Origin of the sequence: Bacillus sp. EKM501B, from assembly GCF_011800505.1 — a bacterium.
GTDB lineage: Bacteria > Bacillota > Bacilli > Bacillales > Bacillaceae_G > Bacillus_A > Bacillus_A cereus.
In genome coordinates this window covers 272,855-293,678 of record NZ_JAALFZ010000001.1, presented here as the reverse complement: position 1 = coordinate 293,678, position 20,824 = coordinate 272,855, and the positions used below count along the sequence as shown (strand labels likewise).

Genomic DNA, 20,824 nt, shown 5'->3' with positions numbered 1-20,824 from the left:
GCCTCCTTATTGATTTCTTTTATTATAACTTGTTATGCACTTATAACGTAAATATTAAGCACTTCAATCTTCAGAATAAGAACATTGATAAACATATTGTCTTAAAATTTTTAAGAACGGCTGTAATGGACATTTTTGAGTCTTAAGTGTTGGATGAAATTCTATTATCTTTATCCTTCAAAACTCATCTATGCAATTATGCATAACCATCCATTCCGTTTTATTTTCATGTTACGATATAAATGTAATACGACATATATCGACAAAGATAAAAGGAAGTGATTGTATGAAACGTTCTAAAACATACTTAAAATGTTTAGCATTATCCGCTGTTTTTGCTAGTAGCGCTGTAACTCTTTCAACACCTGCTGCTTATGCTCAAACAACATCGCAAGTTGTAACAGATATCGGACAAAACGCAAAAACACATACGAGCTATAATACATTTAATAATGATCAAGCTGATAATATGACAATGTCTTTAAAGGTAACTTTTATCGATGACCCAAGCGCTGATAAACAGATTGCCGTTATTAATACAACTGGTAGTTTTCTAAAAGCAAATCCTACTATAAGTGATGCACCTATTGATAACTACCCAATCCCTGGCGCTAGTGCAACATTACGTTATCCTTCACAATATGATGTTGCATTTAACCTTCAAGATAACAGCGCTCGTTTCTTTAACGTAGCACCTACAAATGCTGTAGAAGAAACGACTGTAACATCTAGCGTATCTTATCAACTTGGTGGCTCTGTTAAAGCTTCTGTAACGCCTAATGGCCCTAGCGGTGAAGCTGGTGCAACTGGTCAAGTCACTTGGTCTGACTCTGTAAGCTATAAACAAACTAGTTATAAAACAAATTTAATTGACCAAACAAACAAAAACGTAAAGTGGAACGTATTCTTTAACGGATATAACAATCAAAACTGGGGTATTTACACACGTGACTCCTATCATTCTTTATATGGAAACCAACTTTTCATGTACTCTCGCACATACCTATATGAATCTGATGCAAAAGGTAATTTAATACCGATGGATCAACTTCCAGCGCTAACAAATAGCGGTTTCTCTCCTGGTATGATCGCTGTTGTTATCTCTGAAAAAAATACAGATCAATCTAACTTACAAGTCGCTTATACAAAACACGCCGACGATTACCAACTTCGTCCAGGCTACACATTCGGAACTGCAAACTGGGTTGGAAACAACGTAAAAGACGTTGATCAAAAAACATTTAATAAATTGTTCACACTAGATTGGAAGAATAAGAAATTAGTAGAGAAAAAATAAAGAAAACCGAACCTCCATTTAGATGGTGGTTCGGTTTTTATTTAAATTACAAAATCCTCCGGAATAAACACTTTCACTTCTTTCGGCTGTACGTATACGAAATCACCCGCTTGAATGTTCAGCTGTTTGAACTGTTCTTTCGTAATTTCTGCTTCTAAATATTCATCTGTTTCGTCTCGTTTTAATTCTACATATACGACAGGTCCGACTGCGTGAGAATAAGATACTTTTGCGGGGATTGCATCTATGCTTTGTTTCGTACGAGAGATTGATAAGTCATGCGGCCTTACGTAGGCTATTCCGTCTACGTTGGAAACGTGCTTATGCTCTGGTGCTTCTAGTTCGACCGATCCTACATTTAGCTTTCCTTTATGAACGCGGCCGTGAAATAAATTTACATTTCCTAAAAAGTCATATACAAACGGACTTGCTGGGTTTTCATATACTTCTTCCGGTGTTCCCATTTGTTCAATGCAACCTTCATTCATTACAACGATGCGGTCTGCAACGTCTAACGCTTCTTCTTGATCATGTGTTACGAATACGCTCGTAATTTGAAATTCGTCATGTAATTTTCGGAGCCATCTGCGTAATTCTTTTCTCACCTTTGCATCAAGTGCACCGAACGGTTCATCGAGTAATAAAATTTTCGGTTCGACTGCAAGTGCCCGGGCTAGTGCAATACGTTGACGTTGTCCACCAGATAATTGCGCTGGATAACGTTTAGCAAAGCCATCCATTTTTACGAGCTTTAATAATTCTGTTACCTTTTCTTCTATCGCTTCTGCTGACGGTCTTAAGCTTTTCTTTCTTACTTTTAAACCGAAAGCGACATTCTCAAATACATTCATATGCTTAAAGAGCGCATAGTGCTGAAAGACGAAACCGACTTGCCTGTTTTTCACGTGAATGTCTGTTAAATCTTCTCCATCAAATGAAACAGAGCCTCCATCCGCTTCTTCTAATCCTGCAATAATGCGTAATAACGTCGTTTTCCCAGAACCTGACGGGCCTAATAAGGCAACAAGTTCACCTTTTGGAATATCCAAATGAATGTCTGTTAGTGCTTGAAATGTACCATATTGCTTTGATACACCTTGAATTTGAATACTCACCGTAATCCCCCTTATTGTCGTTTTTCCATTCGCCATTCAATCCAGTTTTTTATAACGAGTGTAAACACTGCAATTAATGACATTAACGTCGCTACTGCAAATGCTGCTGAAAATTGATATTCATTGTACAAAATTTCAATATGGAGCGGCATCGTGTTCGTAATGCCACGCACGTGACCTGATACGACAGAAACGGCTCCAAACTCACCGATAGCACGGGCATTACATAGAATCATGCCGTATAAAAGACCCCATTTTATATTTGGAAGCGTAACGCGCCAAAACATTTTCCAGCCACTTGCGCCAAGTGATAAAGCTGCCTCTTCTTCACTTTTCCCTTGCGCCTGCATAACCGGAATTAATTCACGTGCAACGAACGGGAAGGTTACAAAGATTGTTGCGATAATAATGCCTGGTACAGAGAAAATGATTTTCACTCCATGTTCAAGTAACCATTCGCCAAGAGCACCCCTCGGTGTGAAAAGTAAAACGAATACTAATCCTGCGATAACTGGTGACACAGCAAACGGCAGTTCAATAAGAGAGAGTAATACTTGTTTTCCTTTAAACTGAAACTTTGTAATAAGCCACGCGGCCGCTACCCCAAATATCGTATTAAGCGGCACAACGATTAACGCAACGAGAAGCGTTAATCTAATTGCTGAAAATGCTTCTTGATCTGTAATAGCGGCAATGTATACATCCATCCCTCTTTCAAAGGCTTTTAGAAAAATAGTTATGAGTGGCAGTAATAGAAAGAGAGATAAAAATAAAACTGTAATCGTAATTAATACGCCTGGTACAAGCTTAGATTCTTTTTTAGCTGATACGCTTTTTACTATGTTCTTTTCTAATAATGTTGGTTCCATTTTCTCTCCTCCTATTCACTTTTTAGTTCATGCCTTCTACTCCAGCTTTGAATCATATTAATAAGAAGAAGGAAAAGGAGGGAAATAATAAGCATCACGGTCGCTACAGCTGTTGCCCCCGCGTAATCATATTGTTCTAGTTTCGTCATAATCATCAGTGGTGCAATTTCTGTTTTCATCGGCATATTACCTGCGATGAAAACGACAGATCCGTATTCTCCTAATGCTCTTGCAAATGCGAGTGAAAAACCGGCAAGAAGAGCGGGAAAGATTTCTGGTAAAATGATTTTCACAAATATTTGTAAGCGGGATGCACCTAAACTCGAAGCTGCCTCTTCTACTTCTTTATCAATATTTTGCAGCACTGGTTGCACCATTCGAACGACAAATGGTAAACCGATAAAAGTAAGCGCAACGATAATTCCGAGTGGTGTAAAAGCTACTTTTATATGAAACAGACTAAATATTTTCCCAATCCATCCATTTTCCGCATAAAGCGTTGTAAGTGTAATACCAGCTACAGCTGTCGGAAGTGCAAACGGTAAATCAATGAGTCCATCTAATAGTCTTTTTCCTGGAAATTTGTAGCGTACGAGCACCCATGCTATTAATAAACCGAAAATGGCATTTACAATAGCAGCTGCAAATGAAGTTGTAAAACTAACTTGATAGGAATGCAACACACGCTCGTTCGTTATAACCCCAGCGAACTTCTTCCAACCTAACTGTGAAGTTTGAATAAATACGATAGAAAGTGGTATAAGTACGAATAAACTCATGTACAACATTGTAAATCCAAGCGATAATCCAAACCCTGGTAAAACACGTTTCTTCCTCATCCTCTTTCACCTCATCCCCCTTTAGCAGTACGCATTATTTTTGATAAATTTTATCGAATACGCCGCCGTCATTAAAGTGTTTCTCCTGCGCTTTTTTCCAGCCACCAAATAGTTCATCTACTGTAAATAATTGAACTTTCGGAAATTGAGATGTATATTTTTCTGCTACTTTTTCATTACGTGGACGATAAAAGTTTTTTGCCGCAATTTCCTGTCCTTTTTCTGAGTACAAATATTCAAGATACCCTTCTGCTACTTTTTTCGTTCCTTTTTTATCAACGACTTTATCTACAACCGCTACTGGTGGTTCTGCAAGTACACTAATAGAAGGGGTTACAATTTCAAATTTATCTTTTCCAAGCTCTTTTTGGGATAATAACGCTTCATTTTCCCATGCGATTAATACGTCACCAATTCCTTTTTCAACAAATGTTGTCGTTGCTCCGCGCGCTCCTGAATCTAATACTTCTACGTTTTTATAAATTTGGCTAACAAACTCTTTCGCCTTATCTTCACTATTATTATATTTTTTCAGTGCGTATCCCCACGCCGCTAAATAGTTCCAACGTGCCCCGCCTGATGTTTTTGGGTTTGGTGTAATGACAGACACACCTTTTTTCGTTAAATCATCCCAGTCTTTAATACCTTTCGGGTTTCCTTTTCGAACAAGAAATACAATTGTTGACGTGTATGGAGTGGAATTATTCGCAAGTCGCTTCTGCCAATCTTCTGCTAATTGTTTTTTCTTACTAATCGCATCAATATCATAAGCAAGTGCTAGTGTAACAACGTCTGCTTCTAAGCCATCAATAACAGAGCGCGCTTGACTTCCAGATCCCCCGTGTGATTGTTTTACATTTACTGTTTGCCCGTGCTTCTCTTTCCAATACTTCGCAAAATCTTTATTGAAATCTTGATATAACTCCCTCGTTGGATCATAAGAAACATTTAAAAGCTCAACTGTTTTTTTATCTCCACTTCCTTCAGAATTACTAGTGGATGTTGCCGAACCACACCCTGATAAAAGTACAACTGCTGATAATAAAACACCTGTACTTTTCATAAACGCTGTCTTACCCCACTTTTTCATCGTTAAGCCCCCTTAGTTTATACAATAGAAAAAGGCACACAATATATTCACAAATGTGAACATTGTGCGCCTTCAGTTTATCTGATTAGCTTCTAATGTATTCTATTCGATTTCTTTTCATTTTAATTCTGTAATTCACATGTGTCAACTTGGAATTTGAATTTTCTTATTAAACTAAAATATTGGCATACGTTGAGCCCAATGATTTTTCAAATCAGCAAATTCTTTTGGTAACTTACTATTTTCATTCCATTCTAATTTATATGCATTTACTAACACCGTAGCCATTGATTCACAGTCCACTACTCCATTTTGATTAAAATTACCGTTCTTATCACTTTCAGAGTTCATCCATAATTTAACAAATAAGATATTGCACCCGACGTAAGCGTTAATTTCTTCTGTTCTACGTATGTCCCCTCCTTGTTGGTCATATACAGGTTTAAATATATGGCACCACCGCTTAATCAATACAAAAAAAATGAGGCAACCACCTCCAAAGATGGTTGCCTCATTTTTACACTTGCATCGCTTTCTCTCTCAATGCTCTTCTTAACAACTTACCCGTCGTATTCTTCGGCAATTCTATTAAAAACTCAATGCTTTTCGGCACTTTATATTTCGCTAAATGTAACCTACAGTAATGCATTAGTTCTTCTTCTGTTACGTTTGCTTGCTTCAAAACGACGTACGCTCGCACAGCTTCTCCTAAGTTTTCATCAGGAACACCGATTACGACAACTTCCGCTACTGATTCGTGCGTATATAATACTTCTTCTACTTCACGAGGGTATACGTTATAACCGCCAACTAAGACGATATCTTTTTTACGATCCACGATATAGATGTAACCTTCTTCATCCATTTTCGCCAAGTCACCTGTATATAGCCAGCCGTCTTTCAATGTCGCAGCTGTATCTTCTGGTGCATTATAGTATCCTTTCATAACGTTAGGTCCGCGAACAATTAATTCACCGACTGCGCCGACAGGTACTTCTTCCCCAAGTTCATTTACAATTTTATTTTCTACATGCCAAATATTTGTGCCAATTGATCCTGGTTTCCGAGGACGATCTAGCGGATTGAAACAAGTAACTGGTGATGCTTCTGATAAACCGTATCCTTCTGAAACAATAACGTTAAAACGTTTTTCAAAGTTTTGCAGAAGAGCAACAGGCATCGATGCGCCACCGGAAATACAAAGGCGAAGCGTCTTCACATCTTCTGCGCTTGCTTCTTCAAATAAATATAAATAATTGTACATCGTCGGTACGCCAGCAAAGATCGTTGGTTCGTACGTGCGACAAATACGGAATACTTCTTTCGGACTAAATTTCGGTAACATTAAAATCGTTGCCCCGTTCACAATCGGTGCATTTACCGCAACTGTTAAACAGAATACATGGAACATAGGCAGTGCCGCAACAACGCGGTCATCAGCCGTATATTGTAAATACGACGCCACATCGTTCGCATTACTATATAAATTTTTATGTGTTAACATAGCGCCTTTCGGTTTTCCAGTTGTGCCCGATGTGTATAGAATAACCGCTACATCTTCTTCATCTAGTTCAGGACCTTCGTAAGTTGTATCTCCAGTCCCCACAAAACTAGTAAACGTTTTCATTTTTTCGGTTTCTGTATGGTTAAAATCTGATGAGGTTTCACATATGATGATGTTTTCTAATGAAGGAAGTCTTGTTGTAAGAGATTGTATAACAGGTAGAAGGACGTCGAGTACGATGATTGTTTTTACATCTCCATTTTGTAAAATATAATGCATTTCGTCTGCTGTATAAATTGGATTAACTGGAATAACAGTTGCTCCGGCTTTCATTGTTCCGTATAAACCGACCAAAAAATGTGGTGAGTTCCCAACAACTAATGCGACATTGTCCCCTTTTCCAATGCCCATTTCTGCTAAATTGCTAGAAAACCTTGTGACCATTTTGTTTAATTGGTCATATGAGACCGACTGATCCATAAATATATAAGCCGGTTTATCCCCCTTCTTTTTTGCCGTTTCAGCCAAAGATTGAACGAGATTCACAAAAACCCCACCTTTATAAAATTTAGAATATTTAAAAATTCTAAATTAATTATATTAAAAGAAAATTAAAGTGGCAAGTGATATTCTATTAACTGCATATAGACAGATCACCTTCTCTTAGTTTACTTTGGAAAAATAAGGGGATTTTATTTACAAGTAAGTTATAACACTAGACCAAAAATCATTTTAGGATAATATGCACTCATCTTTTCTCTAAGTTTATCAAGTTCTTCTTTATTTAATGTCGTATGCTCCCCGTGCAAGTTAAGAGCATCCGCTCCATCTTCATGAAAATAAACGGTAACATATAATGCCGGTAACCCTGTATTGTCTTCATCTATTGATAAGACGACATCTGGTGTTTTATTAACAGTGCTGAATGTTTCATTTCTTTTCCACTTCTTATTTTGAAACATGTCTTGTATATCATGTATCTTTCGTTTGTTATCTGTATGCGTAAAATATATAACATTATCCTCCGCTGGTTTTCCGATAGACAAAATTGTACGACTTGAGGGCGATCCACTGCTACACGCTGTCATTCCGACGACGAAGCTGAGTAATAATACAACGTACATTACCCTTTTCATTTCGATTCGCCTCCTTTTGAATATATATATTCCTTTACGAGGGGCAAATGTCCTGTGATTTTATGTTTTGTGGTAAATGAAATTATATGAGCGATTTTTCAGTTATATCAGCGCAACTCAATTTATATCGGCGATTTTCCAAATATATCAGCGCAACTCAATTTATATCAGCGATTTTTCAGTTATATCGACTTACCGACAAAACCTGACAATCTACGCAAAAAGAAAGAGGCTGCCCGTGATGGCAGCCTCCCTCATTTTTAGAAGAATAAATGTAAGAAATCTTCTGTTGTAATGTTACCGAAGTAGCGTGCGATATCTACGCCTTCTAAAGCTGCAGTGAATGCATCTTTATCGAACTGAACACCTGTTAGACGCTCTTCGATATCATGAACATCTAGTGAACCGAAGAAGTCGCCGTAAACTTTACATTCTGTTACTGTTCCTTTTTTCACTTCAAGACGAACGTCAACTTGTCCAACTGGGAAGCGGTGTGAATGTTGTAAGTTGAACTTCGGTGATTTTCCGTAGTTCCAATCCCAATTTTGGTAACGTTCTTCAGAAAGTTTATGGATCTCTTTCCAATCCTCTTCTGTTAATTCATACGTTGGGATTTCTGTTTCTCCTTCGAAAATTGTTTCTAGAAGAAGTTGTCTAAACTCTTCTGTCGTCATTTCTTCGTTTAGAAACTCTGTAATGTTCGCAACGCGGCTACGGATTGATTTAATACCTTTTGATTGAATCTTATCCATTTTTACTTTTAATGCCGATACGACGTGATCGATTTCAGAATCAAATAGTAACGTACCGTGACTGAACATACGACCTTTCGTTGAGAACTGCGCGTTACCTGAAATTTTTCTACCTTCAGCTAAAATGTCGTTACGACCACTTAGTTCTGCATTTACACCTAATTTACTAAGCGCTTTCGTTACAGGCTCAGTAAATTTTTTGAAGTTGCTGAAACTGTCTCCATCATCTTTTGTAATAAAACTGAAGTTTAAGTTTCCTAAATCATGATATACTGCGCCTCCGCCTGATAGACGACGAACGACATGAATACCTTTTTCTTTTACGTAATCTGCATTAATTTCTTCTACTGTGTTTTGGTTTTTACCAATGATAATCGAAGGCTCATTAATGTAAAACAGTAAATATGTTTCGTTAATATCTAAATTCTTCACACAATATTCTTCAATCGCTAAGTTTATTCTAGGATCTGTAATCCCTTTATTATCAATAAATAACATCGTATCACCTCATGAGTTCCATACGTAACCACTATGCGCTAACGTAATATGGCCACTGAAAATTTGTTTTGCTTCTGTTACTAAATCAGATGGGTTGCCTGTATGCGGTAAGTGCGTTAATAAAAGTTCTTTTACATTCGCATCTTTTGCAATACTTGCTACTTCTGTACTATTCATATGCCCTGCTTTTGCAGCCTCTTGATGTGCATACATATTACACTCACAAATGAAAAGATCAGCATCTTTCGTGAATGGAATGAATTCAGGAATATAACTTGAATCAGCGCTGTATACTACAGCATCATCTCCAGCTGCAATACGCATCGCAAAGCATGTAACAGGATGAACAGTTTTTAAGAACGAAATCGAGAATGGTCCAACTTGAAGTGTTTCTTCTGGATTGTACGCGATTCCTTTCGTATGTGGTTCATGCGTTAAAGAATGGAATCCATTCTCGTCAAAGGTATGGCCGTATATTGGTAATTCCGGTAGTTGCCCCTTCGCCCCGCTCATAATTAATCTCGCATATTGCAATACCCCGATATCCGCAACATGATCATGATGATAGTGTGACAGTACAACTGCATCTATATGAGATGGTGTTATATATTTTTGAAGCTGTGCTAGTACACCACTACCACAGTCTACAAGTAAACGAAAACCATCGTGTTCAAACAAATACCCCGACGTTGCTTCTCCCGCTTCTGGAAAGCCGCCCCAAAAGCCGACAACAGTCATTTTCATATGTATCCATCCTTTCTAAAACCGAGTAGAAATGCATGTTTTACTTACATCCTACATTGTTAACTATAATCCATTTCCTAAACTTTTTCATTAATTTTCAATTTTGTTATAAAACAGTTGTTGACTTTTATTTTTTGTACTAATACAATGATAGTAAGAAATGGAAATGGAGGGATTGACATGATCGATCAACCAATGGAGTTTTTCAGAAATTTACCGACGAAAACTTGTGCGCACTGCGGGAAAGAAATTGATGAGCAACACGAAGCATACCATAACAAATGTGACGATTGCGTTCACGAAGAATAGTAGTTTGTGAACATAAAAAAACCTAGCAGACATAGTCTACTAGGCTAATAACATCTTATCCTTCATCGTTGAACCTTTCACCAAGAGCTCCAGTTCAAACTCATACAATTCTTTTTTTCGATAATTTTTCGTATGGATTTTATCCATCATCAGGTCGACAACTTTTCGGGCCATTTCATCAATTGGCTGTTCAATTGTCGTAATACCTGGTTCTGTAATCTGCGATAATATTTGATTATCAAAACCGATAACAGCGAGATCATCTGGAATGCTCCAGTTATGGCGTTTCGCCTCTGAGATAATTCCAGCTGCTACCTCATCGCCTCCTGCCAAAATCGCGGTAGGATTTTTTTTGTCCTTTAATACTTCATGGAATATTCGTTTTCCATCTTCCCAAGAGAAAGCGTTTTCAAGAAAGTCAATCGCTTCTACTTGGCGGCTCTTCTCAGTTATTGCACGTAAAAAGCCCATTTTTCGCTGCTGGCTAACGACTTTGGTTTCGTTACCACGGCAAAAAATAAGATTACGATATCCTTGATCTAACACATGCTTCGCAGCTATGTATGCTCCTTGCGCATGATCAAACTTCACTGTTGGAATATTTGCTTCCTCAATATATTCATTACACAACACGATTGGACCGTGCTGTAAGTATGGCTCTACATCTTCCCACGGATTTTCTAGTGAACATAGAATAATCCCATCTACTTGTTTCGTAGATAATAATTGTAAATACTCCATCTCTTTTTCCGGTAAATATCTTGTTTGACAAATAATCAGTTTATATTTATGTTCAGAAGCAGCAATCTCGATTGCCTCAATAAATCTACTGAAGAAAGGATTTGTAATCCTTGGAACTAGCACCGCAATTGTTTCCGTTTTTTGTTTACGAAGCCTTCTCGCCGCAGAATTAGGAACGAAGCCTAAATGCTTCATTGCTAATTGAACCCTTTTTTTCTTCTCATCTGAAACATATGGATGATTATTAATCACCCTAGAAACCGTTGTCCTTGATAACCCTGCTAATTTCGCCACGTCCTCTATAGTCGACACGAAATTCTCCCCCTTTGCATGAAAACGTTTTCTTAAATTGATTATATAGTATATTATTGGAAACTGCAATATCGGTTGTTATGATTTTACTATATTAATATTATACATAGGTAAAAGTCTGTTAATGCATGGGCAATATACTGCTTTTAGAAATTTACGTTATGTACATTCCTTTTCTTAATACCATATATTCTTTATTTAATATAAAAGCCCATCAATACATCATCTCCATATGATCCATCTTCATATTTAATTTGCTTTCGTTGTCTTCCTTCTTCTACAAAACCCATACGTTTGTACACTTTAATTGCCCGATCATTAACAGAAACTACACCTAAGCAAATTTTCTCTAAACCTTTCTGCCCTTTAGCCCAACTAATAAGAAATTCAATTAATTTCGTGCCGATGCCTTGATTACAATACGCCTCTTTAATCCCCATTCCCATTGTGCCTGCGTGTTGTAACCGTTCTAGTTCATATCGGTTGAAAAGTAAAAAGCCTACCACCTTATAATCTACTTCATACACAATATAAAGATTACCTTTCTCATTACTTTTCCGTATCTTTTCTCTTTCTGCATCAATATCATTCGGTAATTTCTTTGGAGATACTATGAAAAACTTTGTAGTATTTTCCGATAATATAATTTCTTTTCTAATGTTCATTATTGCTTCTGCATCAGCCTCTTTTGCTAATCGTATCATTGAATCACCTCGTACTTTTTCTTTTAAAAAATAATATTAAAACTATAAAACGTCCAATATGCAATATTGCATATTGAGAATCTTTTTACTCTTGATACAATATTCATACATCAAAATAAAAGGAATGTATGCAATGAATCCAATCTTAACAGCTGCAAAACAACTATTACATAAAGAAGAAAAGATTTTATCTACTTTAAAATGTTCACTTACTGGCTATATGATTACGCATAAAGTCCCGTATCCTGGCATGTTACTTGCTACTAATAAAAGACTTCTCTTTTTTAGCCAATATAAAAACACATTTATTGCCGAATTTGATTATGAAAAAATTCTATCCATAGAAACGAAGAGAAGAATCTTTGACAAAAAAATAATATTTTACTATGAAGATGAATATATAACGCTTGGATACATTACAAGTTCGAATGTTGAAGCGTTCATAGACTTACTACAAAGAAACAGCAAGACTAGCACAGGCTTATAATCAGCGGGGATCCCCTCGCTGATTCATTATTTTAACTCCTCCCACTTCGTCCAAACTTCTCTCCCGTTTATACGGTACATATTATCCTCTCTATCCATAAACCTATGTACAATAAATTCACGTCTAATTGTACAAAAATCATCATGATATTGTTTTATAAATGTATTAATTTCTTTTTCTGTATATTGATTTCCAGCATCTAACTTGCTAATTAAATGCTCTAACAATACTAGTTTCTTCTTCTTTTGACCTGGAATCGATTTTAAACGATCCTCTTTATCGAAAAAGTTACGAATGGTCGTATCACGGAATTTCATTTCACTTTCAGTCATTTTTTATCCTCCATCACTTTTTTTCTTTATCTTTTCACTTAAAATATCAATAAAGTAATATCCACCCATTAACACATAATAGAACGTGAGTATTCCAAATGCATCTTTCACACTTGTATATACTTCTTTATCAAACAATATAGGTGAAAGGGCATAAACAAGAAAGATTATTAGCGGATTTACGATAAAATAATAAGTAAGATTGCCTTTCATCATATCAACTCCTCTACCCTATGTTTCTCTGTAAATTGTTGTAATTCCTTTTCTTTCGTTTCTATAGCTTTTAGAAAGATTTATAGATGAACTAAGGAAAAGATGCCCTCTATTAAAATAAAAAAGCACCAAAAAGGTGCTTTTATCTACGCTTCAACCGATTGATTTTCAGCAACATTTTTAAATTGTCGTTTGTGCATCAAAGTTAAGGAAGCGATTGTTCCAAGTGATAATACAACGATAAAGATCATGAGCATTCCTATGTTTTGCCACATGAAGTCAAAGTCTCCACTCGATACGACTGCTTTCAATCCTGATACAGAGTATGTCATCGGTAACCAAGCATTGAATGGTTGTAAAAACTTCGGAATCAACTCTAACGGGAATGTTCCAGCACTTGTTGTAAGCTGCATAATTAATGTGATGATGGCGATAAAACGGCCCGCATCACCGAATGCTGTTACTAAACATTGAATTAATGCGATAAAGGCTAAACTTGTAATGATGCTAAAGAGTATGAAGTATGGAATGCTTTGTACTTCTACACCCAATCCGAACAGTAATATAACATCTGCTACTATCGCTTGAATAATACCAACTGATAGTAGTACGCCGAACTTACTAATAAACCAACTAAACCCTGATTTCGGAACGCCGACTGTATCACGTAATGGATATACGATTGATAATAGTAATGCCCCAACGAATAAACCGAGTGATAAGAAGTACGGCGTAAATCCAGTTCCGTAGTTTGGAACTTCCGCCATTTTCTCCGTCTTCACTTTTACAGGACTTGCAAACATATCATACGTTTTATCCGTCCCTTTTATTTCACCAGTTTTTTCTGCTCCTTCGCCAAGTTTCTCTGCAAGTTCACCTGAACCGTCGTTTACTTTTACGAGACCATCTGTTACTTTTCCTGAGCCATCTGCTAGTTTATTTACGCCGTCGATTAGCTGGGTTGAGCCATTTGACATTTGATTTAGGCCACCATTTAGAGTACCTAAGCCCGTTGTTACTTGACCAGATCCATCTGCTAATTGATTTACGCCACCTGCCATTTGGTTTGCTCCTACAGATAATGTTCCTAAACCGCCTGTTACTTTACTCGAGCCATCTGCTAATTGATTTACTCCACCTGCCATTTGGTTTGCTCCTGCAGATAATTGGCCTAGGCCGCCTGTTACTTGACTTGAGCCATCTGCTAATTGATGTACACCACCTGCCATTTGATTTGCTCCTGCAGATAATGCACCTAAACCGCCTGTTACTTTACCCGAGCCATCTGCTAATTGATTTACTCCTGCAGATAATGTTCCTAAACCACCTGTTACTTGGCTTGAGCCATCTGCTAATTTCGTTACACCTACAGATAATGTCCCTAAACCGCCTGTTACTTGACCAGACCCATCTGCTAATTTGGATACTCCTACAGATAATGTTCCTAAACCGCCTGTTACTTGACCAGACCCATCTGCTAATTGATTTACTCCTGCAGATAATTGACCTAATCCTGCTGTCACTTTTCCAGAGCCACTTTGCAATTGCGTTACTCCATCAATTAATTGAACTGATCCATCTTTTAATTTATCGGCACCTATTTTTGCATTATCTAATCCCTCACCAAATCCATGAAACTTACTAACAAATTCATTTTGTGCGCTCGTTAGTTTCTCAATAGCACCTGCTAGAGTTTTTATCCCTGCTGGATTTGGTAAGTTTTTTTGCAACCCATTTGTTGTTTGATGTATTTCACCTTTTAATTGTTTCACTTCTTCATTTAATTTATTTGTTCCACCTGCTACTCCGGCAGCTTTTTGCTGAACTGTCGCTGTACTTTTTACAGCACTTGTTACGAATGGCTGTAACTGCTCTTGATATTCTTTTGGTAAACTTTCAATTTGCTTTTGTAAATTCGCTACCTCTTGTGCTGCATTTTTTGCATCTCCTGCTGTTGATTGTGTAAGTTCATTTAACTGATTTACATTCGCCCCAGCTCCATCTATTTTTTCATTTACTGTATTCAATATAGAAGGAACTTTCGACTGCATTTCCTCTAAGCCTGCAGCAGACTTTTGTACGTTACTATTTAACTCTTGCAATCCCTTTTGGATCGCTTGAGAACCTTCCTCTAATTGGCTTTGCCCTTCAACAAGTTTTCCCATACCATTTGATAGATCCGTTGTTCCTGTTTTTAATTCACCGGATTTACTTACTAATTTGTTCAAGCCACCGGTCACTTTCTCAGATCCATCACGCAACTCACCCGTTTTACTATTTAACGTATTTAAACCGTCTGTTACTTTGCCCGATCCGTCTACTAACTTCCCAATACCTGCATTGCTATTTAATGCATGTAAACCATCTGTTACTTTGCCTGATCCATCTACTAGTTTCCCAATACCTGCATTGCTATTTAATGCATGTAAACCATCTGTTACTTTGCCTGATCCATCTACTAATTTTCCGATACCTGCATTGCTATTTAATACGTGTAAACCATCTGTTACTTTGCCTGACCCATCTACTAATTTCCCTATACCTATCTGCATTTCACCTGTTTTGCTATTTAGTGTATTTAAACCATTTGTTACTTTGCCTGACCCATCTACTAATTTCCCTATACCTATCTGCATTTCACCTGTTTTGCTATTTAGCGTATTTAAACCATTTGTTACTTTGCCTGACCCATCTACTAATTTTCCGATACCTACCTGCATTTCACCTGTTTTACTATTTAGCACATTTAAACCGTTTGTTACTTTGCCTGATCCATCTACTAATTTATTAGATCCATCTGCTAATTTCTGAACTCCATCCTTCATCTCCCCAGATTTCCCTTGAAGTGTATGAAGGCCATCCGTCACTTTACTTGAACCATCATGCAGCTCACTTGATCCGTCGTGTAGTTTATTTGCTCCTTCCGCCCCATCTGCTAATCCTTTTGAGACGTCTTGAATGGAATCAAACATTTTCTCTGCATATGTTTTCGTTAACGTGCTTGATACTTCAGTTTTAATCTTTTCAATGGCTGTTCCTCCAATTTGTGAAGATAAGAAGTTTAAGCTTTCGTTTGGAATGTACTCTAAGTTTAATGGCTTTGGATTGTCTTTTAGTAACGTTGTAGCGTTACTTGAGAAGTCATCTGGAATGCGCACTAACATGTAATACTTTCTACCTTCCATTCCTTTCTTCGCTTCTTTTTCACTTACGAACTCCCATTTAAAACTTTTATTATCTTTTAAATTATCAACGAGCCCTTTTCCGACCTCAATTGATTTCCCATCAAATACTGCGCCTTTATCTAAATTGACTACTGCAACTGGTAAGTCATCTAACTGTTTATACGGATCCCAAAAGGCCCACAAAAACATCCCTGCATATAAAATCGGTACGAATAAGACCGCAATAATTGGAATTAATATTTTTTTACTTTTTATAATTTCCGTGAACTCTTTCCGAAGTAACTGATTCCCTTTCATAATTTCTCCCCCTTTTATAAAATGACCAAAATGTTCATATAGTCATTTTTACCCAAACAAAAAGGCTATACTTGTTCATACATATGCCTTATCCCCGAATTTATTACTATGCAACTTTTTCTTATTATGATTATAATTTTTCTATATCCCCCCTTAACTTAAATATATGACCGTATTGTTCATTTGGTCATTTTTTATAAAATTAAAAGGATTATCTTAGTTTGACAATCCTTTTAGTAAATAAAGTTCAAATAACTCTGCAATTTTTTCTTTTTCTAGCGGTTCGTGATTTTTTTCCCAATCAAAAATAAGCGATACATATAGACGAAGCATAATAAATGCTGTAATTTCTGGATCACATTTGCTAATTTCACCTTTTTCAATCGCAATCTTTAAATACGATTGAATAACAGAAACGATTTCCACATCAACTTGTTGCATCACTTCTTGTACTTCTTTCGTTCCCATATCGCGCTCTTCTTGAATTAATTTAATCATGAGCTGATGTTCTTTTCTAAATTCCAAGATGCTATATAATGCTCTATGTACATTTTCAAAAAATGAAACATCTGAACGAATTGCACTTTCTGCAACTTGCTTCATTTCTGTAATTAAATTAGAAATAATTTCACCAAATAGCTCTTCTTTATTTTTGAAAAAAGTATAAATCGTTCCTTTTCCTACATTCGCTAACTTCGCTACTTGATCCATCGTTGTTGCTTTATAACCGAACGCTGAAAAAGACTTTGTTGCAGCTTCAATAATAGAACGTTTTCGATCTATCGCCACATTGTCACCTCCAAAAATGACCAATTGGATAATATAGTCAATCAGTACATCTTTGATATTACCACACGCTTACATTCTATACAAGTTCTCTTTTTATTATTTCCAGTATAAAAAAATTTCAGTCAGTGTATATCATACTTTCCATAGTTTATCAGAAGAAAAGAGAAAAGGAAAAGATGTTCTAGAGATATACATCTTAAGAACACCTTTTTGCTATTTCAACATAGAAAGCATAATTTTCTCTAATTCTTCTTTATTTACATTCTTATCGAATACTGCTTCTCCTGGGTTCTCTAAACTATGATTAATAATAACGATTTGGTATGCACTATTTTTCCCTTTTGCTGGAACAATCATCTTCATACCTTGTAAATTACTATCCGAGTGATGAGTAGCGTAGAATATTTGATTCCCTTCTAGTTCGTACTTTTCTATATTTTCAGGCACTATAAACTGGTGGCTAAATGGGTCTTTGCTTTCCCCAAAAACTTGCGATTGAGAAATTGTATAATTTCCTTTTCCGTTCGTATATTCTAATTCAATAGTGAATTCCGGTTTTATCTTAAGATAATAATTCACTCTTTCGTCTTTTTGGGTATATCCTTTAATTGTATAAGTTGGCCTCTTGATTTGGAAATCAACATGTTGCTGCACTTCTTCAACTGTATATGTTAAATATTTCCCTACCTTATCCTCATAAGGAGTTGTTTTATTATGAATTTCTTTTAATTTTTCACGATTTTCTGTACTTAAGCGCTCTTCTTTCACCTCTTTTATATCCCCTTGGAAATTTTCGGGTAAGTTTAATCTAACTAATCCTTTTTTCTCGATCTGCAATACCTCTTTATATAACTGCACATAATTCTCAAACTCTTCCTTTGTTAAAGCTTTTTCAGCATGATATAAAAAGGCTGTTCGGTTTTCATATTGCCATTTTGACATCCCCCACTCTTTTCTCGCCTTTTCCTCTGTACCAAATAATGTATCTACAGCATTTTGGAAAGCATCCTTTGACTGCTCTACTTTATCCTTTTGTTTTTCTTTCCCTTCCGTTGCACGTGCGTTGAATAAAGAAAGAGATGCTATAGCAACTATGACAATCACTCCAAGTAAAGAAAGACGATACGATTTCTTTTGGAATTTTTTAATCATAATGATTCTCCTTTTTAGTGTTCGTTTATTTCTACTTAAATTTGCTAGGCTTGGTACTTGATAGGAATAGTGTTCTAAAAGGGTAATAATTGTATGACCGTATGCAATTTGTTCCTCTTTATCTATAAAAGTAAGTGCATATGCATCACAGGCTAATTCTTGATCTTCTCGCATACAAAAATAGGCGTACCAAAGAATTGGATTGAACCAATTTAATAGGATTAAACTGTACATAATCCAATTTACAGCTACATCGTTTCTCTTAATATGAGCTAACTCATGGTAAAAGACATATTGTAATTGTTGTTCATTTAATACTTTCATATGTTTTTTTGATAGTAATACTTTCGGGCGAAAGAAACTAAAAACCGTTGGACTTGCAATCTTTCCTGCAAGACGTAATGAAACTGCCTTCTTCATTTTCATAGACTGCTTACAGCGATTAAACACTGTAGTGACCTGTTCGTCCGTAATATCCGGTTGTTTCTTTATGTAAGAATATAAACGTCTATTTGTAAGAAACGTGATGGCTGCTAATATGATTACCCCAGCTAGCCACACATACAAAGCAAGTTTGTATAAAGAAAATGTAGTCTGTTTTTCCGAACTGACTTTTACTTCCGGTTCGCTAGTTTTTGTCACCATTTTAGAATTTGATTCCAATTCCACTTTTCGGTCGCTTTCTATGTTCACTATATTCTCAGTAGCCGGCATATTTTTTGGAATAACTTCCGATACGCTAGAACTATAAGAAAGTAATGAGTAAATGCTATAAGAGCTATCTGGCGACCACGGTAAAAGGAGTCTTATCATTAATACGATCCACAGCATATATTGCCACCGGGGGGTTAATTTATTTCTAAATAGAACTTTTATACATAAAATAAATCCGACTAATATGCTAGCCATAAGTGACGTTTCTATAAGCCAATCAAAAAAATGAGGAAGGTATACATTTATAAGCGTGTTTATCATTTTTATCGATCCTTCCTCTTATTCTCCTCTGTCTTCTCATCTAAAATGCGTTTTAATTCATTAATATCTTCTGAAGATAATTTCTCCTCTTTTAAGAAATTAACAAGTAATGGCTTAAACGCTGCACCGCAAAAACGTTTTAGTAAAGATTTCGTTTCCACTTGCAAATAATTATCTTGTGATACTAACGGGTAATAAGCGTACATACGCCCTTTATCTTGATGGTAAGAAACGGCTTCCTTTTGCACTAATCGATTAATTAATGTGCGGATTGTTTTCGGTTTCCAGTCCATTGCATCTTCCAGTTCTTCTATAATTTCATTCGCTGTTTGCGGAGAATTCGACCAAAGCACTTTCATAATTTCTAATTCTGCTTCAGATATTTTAGGTAATTGATTTGTCATAGTATATTTCACTCCTAAGTATTACATTTGTAATCTATAATTAAGATTACAAATGTAATACTTAATTGTCAACCATATTTTAGAAAAATTAATTTCAGCTAAACCTTACTTACCAACAACAAAATTCCTCTTTTTCAAATAATCAAATAAAAAAACAAGAAAATCTTTACAATTAATAGTAATATAGAAAATAGACAAGTTTATCAAAACAGTGGAGGCTTTTTCAGTCATGATGCGTGCACTTCGTTTAAATATAAAGCAAGCTTTTTGTAATCGTGTTTCTTTAATTATTATGTTTAGTGGACTAGCTCTTATTTTTATTTACCATTATTATTATGTAATTCGTTACATTGGGGATGGAACGGATGCGTTTGTAACAACAGCTTTTAAATGGATTGGATTTCGCGACAATGAAATGGATGTTTATTTATTATTAATGCCCGTTATTGCCAGTTTCCCCTTTAGTACAAGTTACAATTCGGATAAATCAGATGGTTTTAAACCGTTTGTAAGTAAAGGGATTTCTTTGTTCCCTTATTCAGTAACGAAATATATTGTTACATTCTTTTGTGGCGGACTTCTTTATACATTTCCGTTCATCTTATCGTTATTATTTTGCAAATTAACCATTCCAGACGGAGAACCGACGGCTGGTTCAGGCATTATAAATGATAATGGGATGTTTGCAAACTTATATTACGAATCTCCCCTCACTTACATTACTGTATATATTGGAATTAATTTTTTATTTGCAGGTTTAATGGCCCTTTTAGGACTTGCTGCATCTGCGTGGTCACAAAAGGACTATATGGCGATTCTTTTCCCATTTGCAGTTGCCTCCATTCCATACGTCCTGCTAAATACGATATTCCCTACAATAGGCGGAGCTCCTTTTCATTTATATGACCCAAAACAACCTTTGCATGGCATGTCGCCGTATATTTTGACAATACAATGTGCATTCTTCCTCCTCGTTAGCTTAATCATGTATATACAAGGAGTAAAACGTGATAAAAAAAAATATAGAAGAAGGTTGCAAAAAAGAGAGCGGTGTAGAAAAGCGTTTCAAGTATAATAAAA

Annotated in this window: 21 protein-coding genes and 1 pseudogene; 5 read left to right on the top strand and 17 right to left on the bottom strand. The window is 36.1% G+C overall.

The features are described from left to right. Positions 1–29: 29 nt before the first annotated feature. Positions 30–143: pseudogene (locus tag HFD78_RS29910) on the top strand (TetR family transcriptional regulator); the annotation flags it as partial. A 143-nt stretch (positions 144–286) separates the two neighbouring features. Then, entirely contained in the window at positions 287–1,297 is a 1,011-nt protein-coding gene (cytK2, locus tag HFD78_RS01540; protein WP_000830629.1) for a beta-channel forming cytolysin CytK2, read from the top strand. Positions 1,298–1,338: 41 nt separating this feature from the next. Here cytK2 and HFD78_RS01535 read toward each other — a convergent pair whose 3' ends face one another. From HFD78_RS01535 to HFD78_RS01495, 9 genes are all read right to left on the bottom strand, one after another. Next, entirely contained in the window at positions 1,339–2,412 is a 1,074-nt protein-coding gene (locus HFD78_RS01535; protein WP_048565023.1) for a sulfate/molybdate ABC transporter ATP-binding protein, read from the bottom strand. Positions 2,413–2,423: 11 nt separating this feature from the next. Beyond that, a complete protein-coding gene (cysW, locus tag HFD78_RS01530) occupies positions 2,424–3,281 on the bottom strand; it encodes a sulfate ABC transporter permease subunit CysW (protein WP_191968051.1) in 858 nt (285 codons plus the stop codon). An 11-nt stretch (positions 3,282–3,292) separates the two neighbouring features. Continuing rightward, on the bottom strand, positions 3,293–4,120 hold the full coding sequence (gene cysT / locus HFD78_RS01525) for a sulfate ABC transporter permease subunit CysT (RefSeq protein WP_001227879.1): 828 nt from the start codon (positions 4,118–4,120) through the stop codon (positions 3,293–3,295). A gap of 34 nt (positions 4,121–4,154) precedes the next feature. After that, complete coding sequence (locus HFD78_RS01520; RefSeq protein ID WP_000758703.1) at positions 4,155–5,210, bottom strand: sulfate ABC transporter substrate-binding protein; 1,056 nt, start codon at positions 5,208–5,210, stop codon at positions 4,155–4,157. Between the two features lie 174 nt (positions 5,211–5,384). Continuing rightward, complete coding sequence (locus tag HFD78_RS01515) at positions 5,385–5,561, bottom strand: hypothetical protein (RefSeq protein WP_001999272.1); 177 nt, start codon at positions 5,559–5,561, stop codon at positions 5,385–5,387. Positions 5,562–5,727: 166 nt separating this feature from the next. Beyond that, positions 5,728–7,260, bottom strand: a complete 1,533-nt coding sequence (locus HFD78_RS01510; protein WP_191968050.1) for a fatty acid--CoA ligase family protein — start codon at positions 7,258–7,260, stop codon at positions 5,728–5,730. A 161-nt stretch (positions 7,261–7,421) separates the two neighbouring features. Further along, positions 7,422–7,850: a hypothetical protein gene (locus tag HFD78_RS01505; RefSeq protein WP_000832640.1), complete on the bottom strand. Its 429-nt coding sequence runs from the start codon at positions 7,848–7,850 to the stop codon at positions 7,422–7,424. Positions 7,851–8,110: 260 nt separating this feature from the next. Then, positions 8,111–9,100 carry a lipoate--protein ligase gene (lplA, locus tag HFD78_RS01500; RefSeq protein WP_000897282.1) on the bottom strand — a complete coding sequence of 330 codons (990 nt, stop codon included), beginning with the start codon at positions 9,098–9,100 and terminating at the stop codon, positions 8,111–8,113. 9 nt (positions 9,101–9,109) lie between these two features. After that, positions 9,110–9,844, bottom strand: coding sequence for an MBL fold metallo-hydrolase (locus HFD78_RS01495; RefSeq protein ID WP_000784678.1), 735 nt, complete (start codon positions 9,842–9,844; stop codon positions 9,110–9,112). Between the two features lie 180 nt (positions 9,845–10,024). On the opposite strand from HFD78_RS01495, the gene yhfH reads away from it, so the two are divergent. Further along, a complete protein-coding gene (yhfH, locus tag HFD78_RS01490; protein ID WP_000567010.1) occupies positions 10,025–10,153 on the top strand; it encodes a protein YhfH in 129 nt (42 codons plus the stop codon). Positions 10,154–10,192: 39 nt separating this feature from the next. Here yhfH and HFD78_RS01485 read toward each other — a convergent pair whose 3' ends face one another. Both HFD78_RS01485 and HFD78_RS01480 read right to left on the bottom strand, forming a co-directional pair. Then, a complete protein-coding gene (locus HFD78_RS01485; protein ID WP_000103715.1) occupies positions 10,193–11,206 on the bottom strand; it encodes a LacI family DNA-binding transcriptional regulator in 1,014 nt (337 codons plus the stop codon). Between the two features lie 194 nt (positions 11,207–11,400). Beyond that, positions 11,401–11,910, bottom strand: coding sequence for a GNAT family N-acetyltransferase (locus HFD78_RS01480; RefSeq protein ID WP_000620018.1), 510 nt, complete (start codon positions 11,908–11,910; stop codon positions 11,401–11,403). 133 nt (positions 11,911–12,043) lie between these two features. On the opposite strand from HFD78_RS01480, the gene HFD78_RS01475 reads away from it, so the two are divergent. After that, a complete protein-coding gene (locus HFD78_RS01475) occupies positions 12,044–12,397 on the top strand; it encodes a PH domain-containing protein (protein WP_001068217.1) in 354 nt (117 codons plus the stop codon). A gap of 26 nt (positions 12,398–12,423) precedes the next feature. Here HFD78_RS01475 and HFD78_RS01470 read toward each other — a convergent pair whose 3' ends face one another. From HFD78_RS01470 to HFD78_RS01445, 6 genes are all read right to left on the bottom strand, one after another. Beyond that, positions 12,424–12,729, bottom strand: coding sequence for a DUF2087 domain-containing protein (locus tag HFD78_RS01470; RefSeq protein WP_000140286.1), 306 nt, complete (start codon positions 12,727–12,729; stop codon positions 12,424–12,426). 3 nt (positions 12,730–12,732) lie between these two features. Further along, positions 12,733–12,945, bottom strand: a complete 213-nt coding sequence (locus tag HFD78_RS01465) for a hypothetical protein (protein WP_033667903.1) — start codon at positions 12,943–12,945, stop codon at positions 12,733–12,735. Positions 12,946–13,088: 143 nt separating this feature from the next. Continuing rightward, positions 13,089–16,424: a YhgE/Pip domain-containing protein gene (locus tag HFD78_RS01460; RefSeq protein ID WP_191968049.1), complete on the bottom strand. Its 3,336-nt coding sequence runs from the start codon at positions 16,422–16,424 to the stop codon at positions 13,089–13,091. 216 nt (positions 16,425–16,640) lie between these two features. Next, complete coding sequence (locus HFD78_RS01455; RefSeq protein WP_000963381.1) at positions 16,641–17,213, bottom strand: TetR/AcrR family transcriptional regulator; 573 nt, start codon at positions 17,211–17,213, stop codon at positions 16,641–16,643. A gap of 213 nt (positions 17,214–17,426) precedes the next feature. Next, a complete protein-coding gene (locus HFD78_RS01450) occupies positions 17,427–19,340 on the bottom strand; it encodes a M56 family metallopeptidase (protein ID WP_098279806.1) in 1,914 nt (637 codons plus the stop codon). A 2-nt stretch (positions 19,341–19,342) separates the two neighbouring features. Next, positions 19,343–19,744, bottom strand: a complete 402-nt coding sequence (locus HFD78_RS01445) for a BlaI/MecI/CopY family transcriptional regulator (protein WP_000184503.1) — start codon at positions 19,742–19,744, stop codon at positions 19,343–19,345. 229 nt (positions 19,745–19,973) lie between these two features. Between HFD78_RS01445 and HFD78_RS01440 the strand changes: the two genes are divergently transcribed. Beyond that, positions 19,974–20,819: a hypothetical protein gene (locus HFD78_RS01440; protein WP_000984162.1), complete on the top strand. Its 846-nt coding sequence runs from the start codon at positions 19,974–19,976 to the stop codon at positions 20,817–20,819. Positions 20,820–20,824: the final 5 nt, after the last annotated feature.